Annotated in this window: 13 protein-coding genes; 7 read left to right on the top strand and 6 right to left on the bottom strand. The window is 47.6% G+C overall.

Going from position 1 to position 18,869, the window contains the following annotated elements:
• Positions 1 to 28 precede the first annotated feature (28 nt).
• From NDI42_RS05145 to patD, 6 genes are all read right to left on the bottom strand, one after another.
• Positions 29 to 205, bottom strand: a complete 177-nt coding sequence (locus NDI42_RS05145) for a hypothetical protein (RefSeq protein WP_190451779.1) — start codon at positions 203 to 205, stop codon at positions 29 to 31.
• 317 nt (positions 206 to 522) lie between these two features.
• Positions 523 to 705 carry a 30S ribosomal protein S21 gene (gene rpsU / locus NDI42_RS05150; protein WP_190422635.1) on the bottom strand — a complete coding sequence of 61 codons (183 nt, stop codon included), beginning with the start codon at positions 703 to 705 and terminating at the stop codon, positions 523 to 525.
• A 105-nt stretch (positions 706 to 810) separates the two neighbouring features.
• A complete protein-coding gene (rbp, locus tag NDI42_RS05155; RefSeq protein WP_190441695.1) occupies positions 811 to 1,155 on the bottom strand; it encodes an RNA-binding regulator in 345 nt (114 codons plus the stop codon).
• A 165-nt stretch (positions 1,156 to 1,320) separates the two neighbouring features.
• Complete coding sequence (locus NDI42_RS05160) at positions 1,321 to 3,015, bottom strand: dipeptide ABC transporter ATP-binding protein (protein WP_190451782.1); 1,695 nt, start codon at positions 3,013 to 3,015, stop codon at positions 1,321 to 1,323.
• 123 nt (positions 3,016 to 3,138) lie between these two features.
• A complete protein-coding gene (locus NDI42_RS05165) occupies positions 3,139 to 3,708 on the bottom strand; it encodes a zf-TFIIB domain-containing protein (protein ID WP_190422629.1) in 570 nt (189 codons plus the stop codon).
• Positions 3,709 to 3,817: 109 nt separating this feature from the next.
• Complete coding sequence (patD, locus tag NDI42_RS05170) at positions 3,818 to 4,186, bottom strand: heterocyst frequency control protein PatD (RefSeq protein ID WP_190451784.1); 369 nt, start codon at positions 4,184 to 4,186, stop codon at positions 3,818 to 3,820.
• A gap of 341 nt (positions 4,187 to 4,527) precedes the next feature.
• Here patD and NDI42_RS05175 point away from each other — a divergent pair, with 341 nt between their 5' ends.
• From NDI42_RS05175 to NDI42_RS05205, 7 genes are all read left to right on the top strand, one after another.
• A complete protein-coding gene (locus NDI42_RS05175; protein WP_190422734.1) occupies positions 4,528 to 6,837 on the top strand; it encodes a RelA/SpoT family protein in 2,310 nt (769 codons plus the stop codon).
• Between the two features lie 200 nt (positions 6,838 to 7,037).
• Positions 7,038 to 8,021: a YegS/Rv2252/BmrU family lipid kinase gene (locus NDI42_RS05180; RefSeq protein ID WP_190422622.1), complete on the top strand. Its 984-nt coding sequence runs from the start codon at positions 7,038 to 7,040 to the stop codon at positions 8,019 to 8,021.
• Positions 8,022 to 8,304: 283 nt separating this feature from the next.
• Positions 8,305 to 13,797: a PAS domain S-box protein gene (locus tag NDI42_RS05185; protein ID WP_348231371.1), complete on the top strand. Its 5,493-nt coding sequence runs from the start codon at positions 8,305 to 8,307 to the stop codon at positions 13,795 to 13,797.
• On the top strand, positions 13,794 to 14,780 hold the full coding sequence (locus NDI42_RS05190) for a response regulator (protein ID WP_190451788.1): 987 nt from the start codon (positions 13,794 to 13,796) through the stop codon (positions 14,778 to 14,780). Before NDI42_RS05185 ends, NDI42_RS05190 begins: the two co-directional genes overlap by 4 nt.
• A gap of 488 nt (positions 14,781 to 15,268) precedes the next feature.
• A complete protein-coding gene (locus tag NDI42_RS05195; RefSeq protein ID WP_190451791.1) occupies positions 15,269 to 17,149 on the top strand; it encodes a diguanylate cyclase domain-containing protein in 1,881 nt (626 codons plus the stop codon).
• A 594-nt stretch (positions 17,150 to 17,743) separates the two neighbouring features.
• Positions 17,744 to 18,286, top strand: coding sequence for a hypothetical protein (locus NDI42_RS05200; RefSeq protein ID WP_348231372.1), 543 nt, complete (start codon positions 17,744 to 17,746; stop codon positions 18,284 to 18,286).
• A gap of 384 nt (positions 18,287 to 18,670) precedes the next feature.
• Positions 18,671 to 18,868 carry a hypothetical protein gene (locus NDI42_RS05205; RefSeq protein ID WP_190451793.1) on the top strand — a complete coding sequence of 66 codons (198 nt, stop codon included), beginning with the start codon at positions 18,671 to 18,673 and terminating at the stop codon, positions 18,866 to 18,868.
• Position 18,869 lies beyond the last annotated feature (1 nt).

Below are 18,869 nucleotides of genomic sequence, written 5' to 3' on the forward strand. Positions count from 1 at the left end.
GTTCGCGGGTATCCTTCCGTTGTTGCAGTCATTGTTGCAATAAAAAAACACCCAATTGAGGCAACACCAGTTCCTGAGTCTGCTGGCGAATGGTTTGCTCAATCCCTTCCAATGTTTGCAACTGCTCGGCAGGGGTATTGCGATAGAGAATCTGAGCAATGGTATCAATGCTCTGTTGCAGTTGTGCTTGCTCTTCTGGAGTCATCAGATCCTTGGGAGGTAGACTTCTTTCCTAGCCTAATTTTTCTCTCAAGAAGGTGACACGCACCCCATCCAGTCCACCTTGGTAGGGACATGGCATTGCCATGTCCCTACAGATGTATCGCACCTAACCCTTGAATTGTTGTTATATAAACTCCCCCCTTTCCTCCTCCGGTCGCGCCTAGGTGGGAGGTTTAAAAGATAACTTTCATAGCTCAAATAGGATTGTTATAGCTATATGGATTTGTGCAGGAAAATCCCCATTAAAAAAACAAAAGGCAAAGAATTCTTTGCCTTTTGTATGAGAGTCTTTTTTAAGACTTAATAACGAAAATGCTTTTTACGTCTTCTGGCGATCGCTTTGCGCTTGCGTTTTTCCAGGGGAGTCTCAAAGTGACGCTGGCGTTTTATATCTGGAAAAATTCCAGCTTTAGAGACTTGACGCTTAAATCGGCGCAGGGCTGACTCAATGTTTTCATTTTCGCCTACAACTACTTGGGTCATCCTGTCTTCTCCTAAAATTGGCTTAATTGCTGGATAGTAAGGAGCAATAAGCTTTTAATATCCAGCAATTATGAGTAAATTGATTGCCTTAGCGGAATAGCTTTATTAGCGTCGGTAGCCGCCGCCGCCGCCGCCGCCGCCTCTGCTGTTGCCGCCCCAGCCACCGCCGCCAGAACGACCACCACCACCGCCACCACCTTTATTATCCTCGCGGGGCTTGGCTTTGTTTACTTTCAGATCCCGTCCCATCCACTCAGCTCCATCAAGAGCCTCAATAGCAGCGTTCTCTTCAGCTTCGGTTGACATTTCTACAAAACCAAAACCACGCATCCGACCAGTTTCACGGTCGGTTGGTAGCTGAACCCGTTTAACAGTGCCGTACTCAGCAAATACGTTGCTGAGGTCTTCTTGCGTAACTTGGTAGGATAAGTTGCCTACATAGATAGACATTGGATATCTCCAGAATCAGATGTGTAGAAAGTTAATCCGGAGAAACGCCTGTCAATAGAAATAACAAACATACAGCCGAATTTAAGTCTTCTGGAAAATTTTAGCACAAAATTTCGTTCATAGACACGGGCATAACTCTGAGTTTTTAGCAAAGTTCATAACTTTTTATATTTGCTGGGATACCAATAAAGGAGCGGCTTGCAGTAATGTCTGAGTATAGGGGTGCTGGGGGTTAGTAAAAATGTCTTCGGTGGAACCAAGTTCGACAATGCAACCGCTATTCATAACGGCGATGCGATCGCACAAAAATCTTGCTACTGAGAGGTCGTGAGTGATAAATAAATACGTGAGATCGAAGTCGCGCTTTAACTCCAACATTAGGGCAAGCACCTGCGACTGAACGCTGGCATCCAGCATACTCACAGGCTCATCACAAATTAGCAGTTTCGGGCGGGTAATCAAAGCACGAGCGATCGCTACCCGTTGCTGCTGTCCGCCAGACAAATCAGATGGATAACGCTGATAATACTCAGTTGTAGGAGTCAACCCCACCCTCTCAAGCATCTGCATCACCTGCGCTTTTGCCTCATCACGGGTAGCCAGCTTGTGGATAAACAGGGGATCGGCAATACTTTGCCCCACCGTCATCAACGGATTCAAGCAAGCATGGGGGTCTTGAAATACCATTTGCATTTCCCGCCGCGTTGCCCTTACACTTTCTTGAGACATCTGGGTTAAATTTTTCCCCAAAAACTCAACTTTTCCCCCAGTAGGGCGAATTAGCTGCAAAATAGTCCGGGACAAGGTACTTTTACCGCATCCAGATTCCCCCACCAAGCCGAGAATTTCCCCAGGATAAAGCGCTAAGTTGATCCCATCCACCGCTTTAATAACCGGGACTTCCTTAGAAAACATTTGGGTAAAAAAATTGCTTTCTAAAGTGTAGTGCTGCTGCAAATCTGTCAGTTGCAAAATGGGGACTTGGGACTGGGGATTGGGAACTGGGGATTGGGGGGAAAAGGCTTTTTCTCCCAAGTCTCCTACAGTCCCACTCTCTCCCTCTTTTGCCCTGAGGTGCAGAGCTGCGGCTAGGAGCGATCGCGTATATTCATGTTGTGGTCTGCTAAAAATAGACTTGGCGGCACCAGTTTCCACCATTTTGCCACCATACATTACGGCAATGCGATCGCAATATTCGCCCACCATTGCCAAATCGTGAGAAATCAGCAATAACGCCATTTCCCGTTCGTTGCACAGGCGCGTCAGTTCCTGTAAAATTTGCGCTGCTACAGTGACATCTAAGCTGGTCGTGGGTTCGTCTGCCACAATTAACTTAGGATTGAGGAGCAAAGCCAGCGCGATCGCTACCCGTTGCCGCATTCCGCCGCTAAACTCATGGGGATACTGCGACCATCGGCTGGCTGGTATCTTCACCGCCTCTAAAGTAGACAGCGCCTTTTCCTTCGCCTGTCGCTGCGACAGTTGCGGTTGATGCGCTTTGAGAGTTTCTACACAGTGTTTCCCAATCGTCATCAGGGGATCAAGGCGCGTCATCGGATCTTGAAATATCAGCGCCACCGCTTCCCCTCGAAACCGCCGCAACTGAGGTGGAGTTAGATCAAAAACCGACTGTCCAGCAAACGTCACCCGTCCCTCAATCCGAGTCGAGGCTGGTAACAAGCGCATTGCAGCTCGTCCCAGCGTTGATTTACCGCAACCCGATTCTCCCACCAAACCGAGTCTTTCTCCTGGTTCCAGGGTGAAAGAAACATCATCCACAGCCCAACTAGGCATTGAATCAGATCGGCGGCTGGGATAGGCGACTCGCAAATTTTCTACACAAAACAGGGATTCACTCATTGGAAGGGGGGATGGGGGCTGGGGACTGGGGACTGGGGGCTGGGGACTGGGGGCTGGGGACTGGGAGAAAAATCTTCAATGGTTCCCAATCCCAATTCCCCAATCCCCAATTCCCAATTCCCATTATTTACTAACTCCTACTTGCCGCATTAGATAGGCTACACCAAAATCTCCGTTAGGATGTTTTGCTAGAGCTTCAGCTAGTTCAAAGATTTGCGATGCCAAGTCCGGGCCTAGTTTTTCGATTGTGGCTTCACGTTCTTTATCAACCTGCTGCCGTTCCCGCACCCGCGTTTGCCATTCGCTGGAAAATAGCTGCTCAATTGTAGTATGCAGCCCTAGTTTAGATAGCACATCCCACTCACCCTTGTCGCACCAAATCCCGGAACAATTTAAACAGCGTTCCAGATAAAACGCTGTCTTCAGATTCACCTTAGCGCGGGAAAGATAGCGACTGCACTCCGGACACAGCGCCGCTTTCATATCGTAGGGAGACTGCACAAAATTCACATCCAGCGTTTGCCAGAGCAATTCAGGATCTACGGGTGTCACTTGCGATTGCTTACTCTGCCATGCCTCATATTCTACAGAGGGAATCCAGGTTCCCTTGCATTCGTGGCACTGCTTTACAGGTAAATTTCCCTCCAGCGTACCGTCGAGTAGTTGTACATTCTTACATTTGGGACAGTTCACCAGTTCTTTTCCCCTCCCAGTTCAATTTTTTTATTAATTTACTGGTTTGTGGTGACATCTGGCACTTCCACAAGGCAGCTATTTTTCTTGTCCCATCGAAAAAAAACTGCTATTCGCTTTTTGCTTGCAGTAGTGCTTCGCAGTAGCTTATCAGAGTAGAGATGCGATCGCTCATCGCATTTTTCCTCTTAAGGACAGTTGCTGAGTTGCCAGAAGCCTGCAAAAACATCGCATCCATCTCTAGAAGTCGTTGCGATCGCACTATTTCTGTCTGGAAAGACTGCCACCGAGGAAACGTTTCTGACGTTAAATCATCACCGCTGAAAATAGCGACATTTTGGGCATAAACTTGTTTTAAGGCTTGAAATCTCTCATTTACCAGTTTTGGCTCTTGATTATCAGCCCTCACTGCTTGCAGCAGCAGCTCTAAAGCTATTGCAAATTTCTCATAGCCTTGGCGGTAAGATTGGGGCAACATTGTCACTTAGTTCCGCTAGAATCAATGTAAAGAATTTTGTCTATTCCTGAAAGGCGAGTGGTGAACATCAGGTAACTGGTGTAGGCTTGTGACCTTCAAGCAAGTTTGATATCGGCGCAAGAGTAATAAGCAAAAAGCGTAGAAGTGGTTACAAAATGCGATCGCTTCCTCCGGCTTTCCCATAGCATCTCTCTTGTTCTGACAATATTCTTACCATCGAGCCTTGCTGAATAAAAATCCAAAATTCCAATATACTAGGGACTTTTCAACGCAGCCCCTAGCATTTTTGCCACCCATCCGCTACTGACTGGCTATTTTTACTCTTTATGATGCTTGACAGTATGAACACCAAAACTCAGACTCCTACTACCATTAACTGTGTTATTCCTGACTGGCTACAGGAATGTTTGCTATCCGGGCAGAACGATAGTCAAAAAAACACCTCATTGGCAACCTCGGAAGGTGCGGGTAGCAAACCCTCTCCTACATTAGCCGATGCAGATTTGATTTGTCGCGCATTTGAATTTGCTTATTCCCTGCACGAAGGACAGACTCGCAAATCTGGAGAACCCTACATTTGCCACCCCGTGGCCGTTGCCGGACTTTTGCGCGACCTTGGCGGTGGCAGTGCTATGATTGCTGCCGGCTTCCTGCACGATGTAGTCGAAGATACAGAAATTACAATCGAAGAAATAGAACAGCGCTTTGGCGCAGAAGTGAGTCATCTGGTAGAAGGTGTTACCAAGCTTTCTAAATTTTCCGAAACCTTCTCCAGCAAGACAGAACGCCAAGCCGAGAACTTCCGCCGAATGTTTCTGGCAATGGCGCAGGACATTCGAGTAATTGTAGTCAAACTAGCAGACCGACTGCACAATATGCGGACGCTAGAACACCTACCGGATCATAAACGGCGGCGAATTGCCTTAGAAACGCGAGAAATCTTTGCACCCCTGGCAAATCGCCTCGGTATCGGGCGCTTTAAGTGGGAACTGGAAGATTTAACTTTCAAGTATCTCGAACCCGAAGCTTACCGCCAAATGCAAGATTTAGTGGCGGAGAAACGGGTAGACAGAGAAATCAGATTGGCAAACGTTGTAGAAATTCTGCGTCAGGGACTCGCCTCCTCTGGAATCAACTACTTTGATATCAGCGGACGACCCAAGCATCTCTATGGAATTTATCAGAAGATGCGGCGGCAGCAGAAAGAATTTCATGAAATTTACGACTTAGCAGCAATTCGGTTAATTGTCGAGACGAATGAAGAATGCTATCGGGCTTTGGCAGTAATTCACGATGCCTTTCGACCGATTCCCGGTCGGTTTAAAGACTACATTGGTTTACCCAAGCCGAACCGCTACCAGTCACTGCATACGGTTGTTGTGGGAATAACAGGTCGTCCCCTAGAGGTGCAAATCCGTACTTTGGAAATGCACCATGTGGCAGAGTATGGAATTGCAGCCCACTGGAAATATAAGGAAACGGGGAGTTCTAGCCGGACTAAGATGACGGCGGTAGATGAGAAGTTCACCTGGTTGCGGCAGCTGCTGGAATGGCAAAGCGACCTGAAAGATGCCCAGGAATACCTGGAAAACGTTAAAGATAATTTATTTGATGACGATGTTTATGTGTTTACACCCCAAGGCGATGTAGTCCCTTTGACTGGTGGCAGCACTCCGGTTGATTTTGCTTACCGAATTCACACAGAAGTTGGAAATCGCTGCACTGGTGCGCGGGTAAATGGGCGGATGGTGACGCTAGACACGCCGCTGAAGAATGGGGATATTGTGGAGATTATCACCCAGAAAAACAGCCGTCCTAGTTTGGATTGGCTGAAGTTTGTGATGACAACCGGGGCAAAAAACCGGATTCGGCAATGGTATAAGCGATCGCATCGCGACGAAAACATCGCCCGCGGTCGGGAACTGCTAGAAAAAGAAATGGGTAAAAGTGGCTTTGAAGCATTGCTGAAATCTACACCAATGCAAGCAGTAGCTGAGCGATGTAACTACCACAGCGTCGATGATTTACTTGCTGCTTTGGGTTACGGCGAAGTCACCCTGAGTTTGGTGGTAAATCGCATCCGCGAAGCCGTCAAAGCAACTCAGCCGCAATTGGCTGCCCCGGTAGAAATGCGGGATCTCGCATCTGTACAAATGCCGACACCGACACGCTCTGTTCCTACTAATACCAATAAATCCCCGATCGCTGGCGTAGAAGGATTACTTTATCACCGCGCTGGGTGCTGCGGGCCCCTGCCTGGTGAAGCGATTATCGGTGTAGTTACACGCGATCGCGGCATTTCCATTCATCGACAAGGGTGCAACAATGTGGTTAACGTAGCGGGCGATCGCGTAGTCCCGGTCAGCTGGAACCCCATAAACACAGCAGCAGGTCGTCCCGAAACATACTCTGTCAACATTCAAATAGAAGTGCTTGACCGCGTGGGAATATTTAACGATATCCTGTCGCGTTTGAGCGATGACCACATTAATGTACGCGGTGCAACAGTGAAAACATCTGAAGGACGACCAGCAGTAATCGACCTGTGCATCGATGTTCGCGACTGCGACCAACTTGAGCGCTGCTTTACCCAAATTCGCCAAATCAGCGATGTTCTCAATATGCGTCGCCTGGGACAGGGATGTGATTAGTCAGTTGTCAGTTGTCAATGACTGATGACTAACAAATTGAATATCTGCGTCCCGCCTGCTTGATCATAGCAGGCGGGGCAGCAGCCCTATGGTAAATCAAGAACTGCCCATCCCCTTAATAAATAATGACTAAGGGCTGATGACTAACAACTAATAACTAATGACTAATGGCTAATAACTAAGAACTAAAAACTAAGATTATGAACCGTTCTGCCTGTCTCATCTTTAATCCAGTTGCAGGTCAAAGCGACCCTGACCGAGATTTGGCACAAATCCGAGCGCTTTTAGATCCAGAAATTGACCTGGATATATATCTGACGACACCAGACATTGATGCGACTCGACTGGCAAAAGAAGCCATTGAAAGAGGTGCTAGTAGCATCATTGCTTCCGGGGGTGACGGCACCCTCTCAGCCACCGCCGGAGCCTTAGTGGGAACCAATATTCCGCTGGGTATCATTTCGCGGGGTACTGCCAACGCCTTTGCCTCTGCAATGGGAATTCCCGACACCATAGATGCCGCCTGCGAAACGATTTTGGGAGGGACAACCAGGGTAGTAGATGCCGCCTACTGTAACGGCAAACCAATGGTTTTACTAGCTGGGATTGGTTTCGAGGCGGAAATGGTGGAACGGGCGGATAGGGAAACTAAAAATCGCCTCGGTATATTAGCTTATATCTTGGCCGGATTCCAACAGCTGCGGGATTTCGACAGGTTTGAAGTTGAGATTGAGACAGAAGACAAAATCATTAAACTTGCGGCGGCGGCGGTGACAGTTGCCAACGCCGCACCACCCACATCAGTTTTGGCGCAAGGGCCAGCTGGTCTAATTGTGGATGATGGGTTGCTAGATTTAACAGTAGTAGCACCAGTAAACAGGGCGGGAGCGATCGCAGCTTCCTATCACTTACTCCAAACCGCCTTAAGTGGTAATGCCGCCGAGAGAGAAGACATCGGTTATCTACGCGCTAGACGAATTCAAGTACGAACCGATCCCCCCCAGAAAGTCGTTCTGGATGGGGAAATCATTGGCACAACTCCCGTTGACATTGAGTGCGTTCCCGGCGGCTTAACCCTCCTGGTGCCTCAAGTTGAAGAAGCCCAACAAAAAGAAAAACTCGAAGGCTTACCCAATCTCACAATTGAGCCTAAGCAGAACTCAATCCTGTCTGAGGAAGTTTGACAGGAGAAATAAAGAGCTGATCGACGTGAATGAAATTTAACCCCCCTGTTTGGGAATCATAGATTGTAAGACCTCTTCCTAGGGAAGAGGTCTTACATTGAGTAGGGGCGATTTTGACTGGTGTATCTACTGGGTTTTGCACAAAAATCAATCAAATTATCAAATCCGTTCTCCTGACGCATTTCCGTAAGGTTATACAGACGCCGTGTTGGGGTAGCCTTTCGGCAAGAACCTCAAAGGAAAATTTCCCAGCGATCTTTCAGCTCTAGTTGATCTTTGTATTATGAAAGTCCTCCATCCTCTCCTAAAACACTTGACTAACAACTGTTTGCGGTTTCTGCATCAGTTGTCATCATTTAAAAGCTCAAATAAAAGCTCAAAAAAAGTCAAGTCTAGGGACAAGAGGCAGGATTCTTCCCCTCAAGGGCCACAACCGTCGCCTAAGAATTGGGCAGCACCTAGCCGTCCTAGCAATGAGGCGGCTAGGCTCCAGGCACTACATCGCTATCAAATTCTCGATACTGCTGCCGAAGCTGCCTACGACGACCTGACGGCACTGGCTTCTTATATCTGCGGCACTCCCATTGCTTTAATCAGCCTTGTGGATGCAAATCGGCAATGGTTCAAGTCAAAAGTCGGCATAGAAGCAACCGAAACACCCAGGGAAGTGGCATTCTGCGCCCATGCCATTCTCTCGCCCGATGAACCGCTGATCGTACCCAATGCCCTAGAAGATGAACGTTTTGCCGGGAATCCGCTGGTAGTGTCAGCTCCCAGTATCCAGTTTTATGCGGGAGTTCCCTTAGTGACACCGGATGGCTTTCCCGTTGGCACCTTATGCGCGCTAGACACGATTCCACGAAATTTAACAAACGAGCAGATTCAGGCGTTGCAAGCCTTGGGGCGGCAAGCGATCGCGCAGATGGAGCTTAGAGTTAATATTGCTAAGTTAGAACGCTCAGATAGCAGGCGGAAGCGGGCTGTGCAGATGCTGCACAAAAGCAATAAAAACTATCGCTCCGTCATTGACAATATTAAAGAAGTAATTTTTCAGACAGATGCAGCCGGATTATTGACATTTCTCAATCCCGCCTGGACAGAAATCACTGGATTTTCTATTGCCGAAAGTATCGGCACTGAGTTTTACAAATATATTCATCCCGACGATTGTGAAGACACTATAGATAAATTTCAACTATTAATTGAAGGCAAAAAAGATTATTGTCGCCATGAAATTAGATATTTAACTAAAGACGGTGGCTACCGTTGGATAGAAATTCACGCCCGCTTGACCATCGCTAATGGAACAATTATCGGCACCTCTGGCACCCTCAGAGATATAAACGATCGCTTCGACGCCCTAGAGCAGGCAAAAGAAAGCGATCGCGTGTTGCGTCAGGTAATTGACTTGGTGCCTCATTGCATTTTCGCCAAAGACCAGAATGGCAATTACATTATGGCCAATAAAGCGATCGCAGAGGTATTGGGTACAACAGTTGAGGAAATGTTGTACAAAAACGAAATTGACTTTGTGCCATTACCGGAAGATGCCCGTCGGTACCTAGAAGCTGATTTGGAAGTCATAAATAGTGGAAAACTCCAAATCATTCCCGAAGAAACGCTCACCGATCACCAGGGCAATGTGCGGATTATGCAATCTATTAAAATTCCCTTCAACCCTGCTGGCTCAGAAACTCCAGCAGTATTGGGTGTAGCGATAGACATCACTCTCGCTAAACTTGCACAGCGGAAGCTACAAGAGACAACCAGGTTGCAACGGGCAATTTTGGATAGTGCCAACTACACAATCATTTCCACCACACCAGACGGCACAATCTGCACCTTTAATGCCGCCGCCGAGAGATGCTTAGGATACGCAGCTTCAGAAGTAATTGGGAAAACCACGCCTGCCATATTTCATGACATAGACGAAGTAGTGCAGCGTGCCGCAGAACTATCGCAAGAACTGGGAGTCACCATTGAACCGGGTTTTGAAGTATTTGTAACCCGCGCTCGTCAGGGAGAGCTATATGAGCGCGAATGGACTTACATTCGTAAAGACAACAGCCGCTTCCCAGTGCTGCTATCAGTGACAGCTTTGCGCGACGAACAAGGTGCTGTAACCGGGTTTCTGGGAATTGGCAGCGATATCACTAGCGCAAAGCTGGCACAAGAAGCACTGCGTCAGCGGGAAGAACTCGTGCGCCTGTTCGTGAACAACACACCAGCAGCCGTTGCCATGCTTGATTGCGATATGCGTTACATAATCACCAGTCGCCAATGGCTGATAGATTACAATCTAGGCGACCAAAACATCATCGGTCGCTCTCACTACGAGGTATTCCCCGAAATTCCTGACCGCTGGAAAAAAATTCATCAGCGCACTCTTGCTGGTTCAGTCCAGAAGTGCGAGGAAGACGTATTCCTGGGTGCTGACGGCAGAATAGACTGGATGAGGTGGGAGATACATCCTTGGCGTAAGACTGGGGGTGAGATTGGTGGCATCATCATGTTCACCGAGATAATCAACGAGCGAAAAGCTGCAAAGGAAGAACTGCGACAGAGCGAGGCAGCAATTCGGCTACTTTATGAAGTAACTGCTGCCCAAAACCTCAACTTTGACCAACGCATCCAACAGCTGCTGAATATGGGATGCTGGCGATTTGGTTTAGAAATTGGGATTTTAACGGAACTTGAAAGCGTGGCTTTTGGTGGTGGCGAGAAACGCTTGATAGTTCGAGGAATCGAAACACAGGACAATTGCCTGCAAAAAGGAGATATTTTTGAAGTAGAGCAGACCTATTGCCACACGGCGCTGCAAGCAACCGAACCAATTAGCTTTGAGTCCAAGAGCGATTCCCAATGGTGCAATCATTCTGTCTACAAGACAGTGAAAATAGAAGCTTATATGGGAGTCCGAGTGATGGTGGACGGCGAGATCTACGGCACTCTCAGCTTCGCCAGTTCCAAGGCGCGAAGTCAAAAATTTAAAGCTGTAGACAAAGAGCTTTTGAAACTAATGGCGCAGTGGGTGGGTAGCCAAATTGAGCATCAAAAAGCCCACAACGCCCTGAATCGGCAAGTTTCCAGAGCCTTGCTGCTCAAAAGCATTACCCAAGAGATTCGCGCCAAGCTGGATACCCTGGAAATTTTCCAAACCACAGCTACCCAAATTGGCCAAACCTTTGCGGTCAATCGTTGCGTCATTCACTCATATGTTCTCACGCCCACGGAACGGAAAATTCCATTTATGGCTGAGTATTTAGAGCCTGGGTATGAATCGATTTTGGGTATAGAAGTGCCAATTATCGGCAATCCTCATGCTGAAAAGATGATGGCTCAAGATAAGGCCGTTGTCTCTTCAAACGTCTACATCGATCCTTTGCTAGACGCAGCATCTTCCATATGCCAACAAATCAACCTCAAATCCATGTTGGCGATTCGCACCTCCTATCAAGGAGAACCAAACGGTGTCATAGGCTTACATCAGTGTGACGACTTCCGCCAGTGGACAGATGATGAAATCGAATTATTAGAAGCCGTAGCAGATCAAGTAGGCATCGCCTTGGCGCAAGCCCGACTTTTAGAGCAAGAAACGCGCCAACGCGAACAATTAACCACACAAAATTTTGCCTTAGAAAAAGCAAAACGAGAGGCGGAAGCCGCCAGCCGCGCCAAAGGTGAATTCTTAGCGACAATGAGCCACGAAATCCGCACCCCCATGAATGCGGTGATTGGGATGACTGGCTTGTTGCTTGACACGGAACTTTCCCCTACTCAGCGAGACTTTTCTGAAACCATTCGCAGCAGTGGGGATGCTTTACTTTGCATCATTAACGATATTCTCGACTTTTCTAAAATCGAGTCTGGCAAGTTGGATCTGGAAGAACAGCCTTTTAATTTGCGCTGCTGTATAGAAGAATCCCTAGACTTGCTAGCACACAAAGCGGCAGAAAAAAACCTGGAATTAGCGTACCTGATAGACCCTTCTGTGCCAATCGCGATCGCAGGCGATGTCACTCGGTTACGCCAAATCTTAGTAAATTTGCTCAGCAACGCTGTCAAATTCACCCAAGCGGGGGAAGTCGTTGTTGAAGTTACTGCATTGGGGACTGAGGATAATTCTTCCCCATCCCCTATTTATGAAATCCAATTTGCCGTCAGAGATACTGGCATTGGCATTCCTAAAGAACGGATGGATCGGCTGTTTAAAGCCTTCAGCCAGGTTGATTCTTCTACCAGTCGCCAATATGGAGGAACTGGTCTTGGTCTTGCCATCAGTCATCGGTTGAGCGAATTGATGGGCGGTAAAATGTGGGTTGTTAGTAAAGCTGCTTCTGGAGAAATCAGTATTGCCGGAAATTCGCCTGAGGGCTGGGGGCTGGGGACTGGGGGCTGGAGACTGGGGACTGGGGAACAAGGGAAGGAAGTCCCAATTCCCAATTCCCAATCCCCAATTCCCAATTCCCAATTCCCAATCCCCAATTCGCTAGGTTCTACCTTTTATTTCACCCTGCTAGCACCATCTGTTCCCAATCCCTCGCCTGTTGACTACCTAAATCCGCACAAGATGATGGCTGAGAAAAAGCTGCTGATTGTGGATGACAACGCTACAAACAGGCAAATTTTGACATTGCAGGCGACTTCGTGGGGAATGATTCCTCGTGCTGCTACTTCTGGGGAAGAAGCACTGCGTTGGCTTGCTAGTGGGGAAGTGTTCGACATCGCCATTCTGGATATGCAAATGCCGCATATGGATGGTCTGAGTTTAGCAACAGAAATTCGTACTCTGGCTAGAGGCAAGCATTTGCCCCTGGTGATGTTGACTTCTATTAGCAAAGGAGATGTGCCTATTGAGAAGTGCGAAGTGAATTTTGCGGCTTTCCTGAATAAACCAATTAAACAGTCTCAGCTCTACAATGTTTTGAGCGATATCCTAGGCGACTTGCCCCCTTCACCATATTCCCACTCTTCACAAGTGCCAATTGATCCCATGCACGAACGGTTGCCGTTACGAATTCTGTTAGCGGAAGACAATGTTGTGAACCAGAAGGTGGCACTGCATATGTTGCAACATCTGGGGTATCGAGCTGATATTGCTAGCAACGGTCTGGAAGTGCTGCAAGCTGTGCAACGCCAGCCTTATGATGTGATTCTGATGGATGTCCAGATGCCAGAGATGGACGGCTTGATGGCAACTCGTCACATCTGTCAGGAATTGTCTTATGAAGAACGTCCCTGGATTATTGCGATGACTGCGAATGCTATGCAGAGCGATCGCGATGAATGCTTAAATGCGGGGATGGACAATTATATTAGCAAGCCGATTCATAGATCGGCGCTGGTTGAGGCACTAGAGCTTTGTAGACCGCTTCCCAGGCAAGCCGCCGACGCAACCGAGGTTTTTATTGACAAGCCAGCAATTGACCATTCAAAACTACAAGCGTTGTCTGATATGTTTGGCGACGATGCTGCATCCGTTATGGTGGAGGTGATTGATAGTTATCTGGAAGATGCCCCGAAACTGTTGCAATCAATGCGAAATTCCGCTGATGCCCTGGATACGCTGGCGCTGGGACACGCGGCTCACACCCTGAAGTCAACCAGTGCAACCCTGGGTGCGATCGCTCTATCTGAACTTTGTAAGGAAGTAGAAGCGATCGCTAAAAACGGTCAATTCAATCCAGCCGCACTAGCGCTTATATCCCAGATAGAAGCTGAGTATGAACGTGTTAAAACGGGGTTGCAAGAAGAACGAGCGCGGCATCAAGAATGAACGAGCTTTCTGTTGTCAAATCGGTTGTCCTTGTGGTGGACGATGACAGAATCATCCGCTGTCTGCTGCGACGAGCAATGGAGAAAGAAGGATACAAAGTCGTTGAGGCTGAGAATGGCGAGGAGTGCTTAGCTGCTTTCCAAAGCCTCGCACCGCATATTGTCTTGCTGGATGCCATTATGCCAGTGATGGATGGTTTCACTTGCTGCACACAATTGCAAGCGCTCCCCGGAGGCAATCGCACTCCTGTATTGATGATTACAGGTCTTGAGGACAAACAGTCCGTTGACCGAGCCTTTGAGGTGGGAGCCACTGATTTCGTCACTAAACCGATCCACTGGCCTGTACTGCGCCAGCGCGTGCGCCGTCTGTTGCAAACTTCTTTTCTCTTCAAACAGCTGGAGGCGGCAAACCAGAAGTTAGAGCGCCTTGCTAGCCTCGATGGTCTGACTCAATTGGCAAACCGACGACGGTTTGATGAATATCTCGATCAACAGTGGCGGCATATGGCACGGGAAAAATTGCCCCTATCTCTGATCCTGTGCGATATTGACTTTTTTAAGCCTTACAATGATACTTACGGTCATCAGGGTGGAGACTTGTGTCTACAAAATGTTGCCGCTGCCTTGGGTCTAGCCGTAAAGAGGTCAACAGATTTAGTGGCACGATACGGCGGCGAAGAATTTGCGGCGATCTTGCCCAACACTAAGATTTTTGGTGCGCTACACATAGCAGAAACAATCCGAGAGCAAGTCAAGGCTTTAGGAATTGCTCATGCCAAGTCTACAGTTAGTTCGTGTGTCACGCTCAGTTTGGGCATCGCTTGCATAATTCCTATGCCTAATGTCTCATCGGCTACTCTGCTAAAGGCAGCTGACGAGGCATTGTATCAGGCGAAAGCACGCGGACGCGATCGCTGGTGCGTTTCAGATGAAGCGGCGACGAAAGCGATCACTGTAGGCGACTCGATACATTTAGGTTAAGGTTACATCACAACGTTAACCGAGATGTATTGATTGGTAATTTTCAATTCTCTGGCCCGCAATGGTTGCGGTTATGGGCAACTGCATTCATCCACAACAGCCGCAATAGATAGATTACCACGTTCCGTAATGCGAGGTATGTTCGACTGAAAGAAAAACCGCTATAACAGCACAATGTCATATTGATTTAAACACACTTTAAAACACCCCGATCACACACCACTAGACAATGCCTTGCGATCGCTTATCTTTCAGGCATGAGATTTATCAAATTGAAATCCCCCCACTTACCTTCCAGCAACTATCCCTAAATCTAGAACGTCACCAGCTAAAACAAACGTTGCGTCAAAAATAGCGCAATTGGAGCAACATGGCACACCCCAAGAAAACACTATCTGTAACATTTCCTCCATCTACTTTAGACTGCGCTTATCATGGCAAAAAAACTTACTTTTTAGGGTGAATGGGAATCTTCACAGAGGTGTCAGATGAAGGATATCACTTCCGCCCACAAAGCAGAGGAACACTATGCCTTAGCAGTCACAGCTGGTCAGGTGGGACTCTGGAACTGGAATCTCCAGACTTGTGAAATGTATTTCAACCCCAGCTGGAAAGCGATGCTGGGTTATACGGATCGGGAAATCCCCAATCACCAAGCTGCTTGGCTGCGGCTGATATCTCCTGATGACCGGGAATGGGTGATGACTTCAGCGAATATCCATATAGAAGGGTTAACACCTCAATTTGAAATTGAACACCGGATGCTGCACAAAAATGGTAGTGTTCGGTGGTTTCTCTGTCGTGGGATGGCATTTCGAGACGAAACTGGCAAAGCCTATCGGATGGCGGGGTCAACTACTGATATTACTGAGCGTAAGCGGACAGAAGAAGCTCTCCAAGAAAGTGAGTATCGGTATTACACCCTAGCTAAAATGTCGCCTGTGGGAATATTCCACACAGATGCTGAAGGGAACTGCTTGTATGTCAATGAGCGCTGGCGCGAACTCACGGGACTGACGCTGGCTGAGGCACTAGGACAAGGCTGGATAAAAGCGATACACCCTGACGATCGCTCACGTCTGCTCGTTGAATGGCACCAAGCAATGGTAGGAAACTGCACCTTTGCCTACGAGTATCGATTTCGGCGTTCTGACGGAGTAGTAACCTGGGTTTTTGGTCAGGCGGTACCAGAAAAAGGGCAAGGGAATAGTATTGTCGGCTTTATTGGCACTATCACCGACATCACCGAGCGTAAAGCCACTGAGGAGGCGCTGCGGCTGCAATGTTTCCGGGAACGACTGATCGGATCAATGCTAGAGCGCATCCGTCAGTCTCTCGATCTGGGCGAGATTCTCAACACTACAGTAGCAGAAGTGCGGCAATTTCTGGAGTGCGATCGCGTTTTAGTCCACCGTTTTCAGCCAGACTGGACTGGTGTTATCACTGTGGAGTCACAAGACCCCAGATGGACTCCTATTCTGGGAACCTGCATCGCAGATCGTTGCTTTAGTGAAAACTACGTCCATCTTTATCAGCACGGTCGCGTCCAAGCAGTGACAGATATCTATACATCCGGACTCAGCCAGTGTCACATCAATTTGTTGGAGCGATTTCAGGTTAGAGCTAACTTAGTCGTTCCCATCCTACAAGAAAGGGTTCAAACCTTGGGAGATTCTAGTTGTTCTGAATCTTCACACTCCAAATTGTGGGGGTTGCTGATTGCTCATCAGTGTCGCGATTCCCGACAATGGCAACCTTGGGAAATGGATTTGCTTAAATCGCTTTCGGCGCAAGTGGGAATGGCAATTCAACAAGCGGAACTCTATCAACAATTGCAAGCCGCTAATCTTCAATTACAGCGCCTTGCTACTTTAGACGGTCTGACTCAGGTGGCAAACCGTCGCCGGTTTGATGAATACTTAGACCAAGAGTGGCGGCGGCTTAAACGCGATCGCTTTCCTCTGTCTCTGATCATGTGCGATATTGACTGTTTCAAAGCTTTCAATGATACCTACGGTCATCAAGCCGGAGATGCCTGTTTAATTGCAGTCGCTAACGCGATCGCCACTGCTCTCAAGCGACCTGCGGATTTAGTTGCTCGCTACGGTGGCGAAGAATTTGCGGCGATCTTGCCAAATACTACCGGAAGCGGTGCTTTTAAAGTTGCACAGACAATTCGGGCCGCCGTCCAAGCATTAAAGATTGTTCATGCCAGCTCCCTCGTTAGCGAGTATGTCACCCTCAGTTTGGGTGTCGCTTGTACGGTTCCCGATCGCGATACCTTACCGGAAACGCTGCTAAAGGCAGCTGATGAGGCTCTTTATCAGGCAAAAGCTTCCGGACGCGACGCAAGTGTATATGCGCGTTAGCATTTCTCTGCCTGCCTTCTATGCTGCTTTTCACATAATAATTGTAGGTTGATAGCGTTACCCAACAAACGCTTATATTGCGTTGGTCGTAACCTCAAGCACCACGCCTTAAGAGCGATCAAAACACAAAGGCGGCTCTCCCACCTAGGATAATCATTCAATTGCCGCCTTTCATTTTTACATAAACAGGCTGCAACCTCTTTTAAAATATCCTGTCTATATTATAACCTATTTTATCCCATTCATCGCTCTTGAATATCCATTTGTTGAAATGAATATTCCATCATTTGATACTTTGTATTTCCGGACGGTATGTGACAGTTTTCTAACAGTCCACCGTCATAGGCGGCTAATTTTAGCAAATGCTATGGCTGCCTAGCTTTTTGGCGAAAATATATCTTACTTTAGACATAAAGATGTAATGTATCAACCGTAAGCAAGAGATGGAAGGCTTGCCAGTAGGTACTTAAAGCAGTATACGGCTTAAAAAAATAACTTACTTTATGTAATAAAATTTCTTGTCAAATTTCTGGAACCTTTTGTTTTTTACAACGACATTGAGAATAACAAGGCAAATGTAAACCAGCCGAATTGATGGAAGTAATTATGAAACGCGCTCTCAAATCAGTTGCCAGAATTTCTGTATTATCAGCACTAGCGATCGCTCCAATTTTAGGCTCTAGTTTTGCCGCCTCTGCTAAGCCTACAGGAACAGATGCAAACTATGTAGGTGTAGGCGCTTCTGCTAACCCTTTTAATGGTGGACAAGACGGAGATGCTGCTGCTATCGGCGGTGTTATTCAAGGTCGCTACGCGGTTCCAAAGACGCCAGTTTCTGTTAGAGGTTCCGTGCAGTTCACAAATGAAACCAGCACCATTATCCCGACAATTACCTACGACCAGGCTATTACCAACAACGCCAACCTCTACGTCGGTCTTGGCTACGGCATCCATGAAGCGGAAGGCAAGCCATCCACCTTTGGTAACAAAAGCGCTCCCGTTGTGACAGCAGGTGTAGAAGCGGAAGTTGCCAAAGATATTGTCGTCTTCAGTGATGCCAAACTGGGAATCAAACCTTACCAAGATAGCTCTGCATCTTCTGTCAGCGTCAATGTGGGCGTAGGCTACGGTTTCTAGATCAACAGGCAAGCATCTAAAATCTAAAATCTTCTGAAAGTAGGACAGGCATCTTGCCTGTCTTTTTTTCTGTTTTCTGTTCCAGAGGACTTACTCAAAAACTCTCTCAAACTCTTATTCCTTTGTGTCCAAGACTTACGCACTTGCCGTGAACTAAAGTTCCGGCTCAAAGCCCAAACCCATTGAAATGGGTTGGTTTGAGGTTTTATGGTCAGTTTAAACTGACTTGGGCTTTGGGCTAGGAAATTGATTTCCTTCTAGTGCGTAAGTCCTAGTGTCTTTCGTGTCTAAGCGCTAACGGGCAGGCTCCGCCAACGCGGTTCATTTGCGTTACTGGGGTGTAAGTCCTGTTCTAGCCACCTGGGAACGCTTTACAGGAGGCTTTTGCGATTGCCAGCCGGAGACTGGAAACGAGAAATTTTTCTCATTCAATCCTCTCCTCCCCAGCTTTCTGTAACTATTATTAAAATTCAAGGTTTTTGGTGGCGATCGCAAGAGACTGAGAGTGGTGATAGTACCATAAAGATATACACCGAAATTCCGACCGATTTACTGGTGATATTAAACCTCTCAGCCGCATAGT

This window comes from Funiculus sociatus GB2-C1 (assembly GCF_039962115.1).
In the GTDB taxonomy this organism is placed as follows: domain Bacteria; phylum Cyanobacteriota; class Cyanobacteriia; order Cyanobacteriales; family FACHB-T130; genus Funiculus; species Funiculus sociatus.

Bases quoted from the DNA above. Each gene is read 5' to 3' on its own strand.
- NDI42_RS05190 (WP_190451788.1), top strand. From the start codon at position 13,794: ATGAACGAGCTTTCTGTTGTCAAATCGGTTGTCCTTGTGGTGGACGAT.
- patD (WP_190451784.1), bottom strand. From the start codon at position 4,186: ATGTTGCCCCAATCTTACCGCCAAGGCTATGAGAAATTTGCAATAGCT.
- NDI42_RS05200 (WP_348231372.1), top strand. From the start codon at position 17,744: ATGGAAGTAATTATGAAACGCGCTCTCAAATCAGTTGCCAGAATTTCT.
- NDI42_RS05180 (WP_190422622.1), top strand. From the start codon at position 7,038: ATGAACCGTTCTGCCTGTCTCATCTTTAATCCAGTTGCAGGTCAAAGC.
- NDI42_RS05175 (WP_190422734.1), top strand. From the start codon at position 4,528: ATGAACACCAAAACTCAGACTCCTACTACCATTAACTGTGTTATTCCT.
- NDI42_RS05195 (WP_190451791.1), top strand. From the start codon at position 15,269: ATGAAGGATATCACTTCCGCCCACAAAGCAGAGGAACACTATGCCTTA.
- rpsU (WP_190422635.1), bottom strand. From the start codon at position 705: ATGACCCAAGTAGTTGTAGGCGAAAATGAAAACATTGAGTCAGCCCTG.
- NDI42_RS05160 (WP_190451782.1), bottom strand. From the start codon at position 3,015: ATGAGTGAATCCCTGTTTTGTGTAGAAAATTTGCGAGTCGCCTATCCC.
- rbp (WP_190441695.1), bottom strand. From the start codon at position 1,155: ATGTCTATCTATGTAGGCAACTTATCCTACCAAGTTACGCAAGAAGAC.
- NDI42_RS05185 (WP_348231371.1), top strand. From the start codon at position 8,305: ATGAAAGTCCTCCATCCTCTCCTAAAACACTTGACTAACAACTGTTTG.
- NDI42_RS05145 (WP_190451779.1), bottom strand. From the start codon at position 205: ATGACTCCAGAAGAGCAAGCACAACTGCAACAGAGCATTGATACCATT.